At 62.6% G+C, this 473-nt stretch carries 2 pseudogenes; one reads left to right on the forward strand and one right to left on the reverse strand.

What is annotated here, in order from left to right:
- Positions 1-56: 56 nt before the first annotated feature.
- A pseudogene (locus ABGA94_RS20625) lies at positions 57-131 on the reverse strand (ABC transporter ATP-binding protein); the annotation flags it as partial.
- Here ABGA94_RS20625 and ABGA94_RS20630 point away from each other — a divergent pair.
- Positions 118-279 (forward strand): annotated as a pseudogene (locus ABGA94_RS20630) (single-stranded DNA-binding protein); the annotation flags it as partial. The pseudogenes ABGA94_RS20625 and ABGA94_RS20630 sit on opposite strands and share 14 nt — an antisense overlap.
- Between the last annotated feature and the right edge of the window lie 194 nt (positions 280-473).

Here is a 473-nt window from a genome sequence, read left to right on the forward strand (position 1 = left end):
GAGCAGCAGTGCCGCGGACAGGGCCAGGCTGAGGGGAAGCAGATGCGACGTCTTGGTCATGGGGCGGACTCTACGGTTTCGTTCTGGCGGCGGTCATCACGGACCATGCCGTCTTCCATGGCGATCACCCGCATCAGCCTGGCCACCACCAGCGTCCGCAAGGACAAGGATGGCAACCAGCAGGAGCGCACCGAATGGCACCGCGTGGTGTTCTTCGGCAAGCTGGGCGAGATCGCTGGCGAATACCTGCGCATACTTTCAAAGATCCGGGGAAGTGGCCTCAGCGCCGTTCCCGTGTGCTGCGAAGTTTCCTTCGTAGCGAGCCGCCCATTATAGCCGGCTTTTCTGCTTCGTCAACAACTTCATCTACAAGGGCCGCATCAAGAAGGTGTTCATCCAGGGCGCCGCCGAAGCGCGCATGCAGCCGCAGGACATCGAGCGCTGGAGCGTGCGCAACCAGGCCGGCCAGATGG

This window comes from Stenotrophomonas sp. 3diitr2024 (assembly GCF_042136455.1).
GTDB lineage: Bacteria > Pseudomonadota > Gammaproteobacteria > Xanthomonadales > Xanthomonadaceae > Stenotrophomonas > Stenotrophomonas sepilia.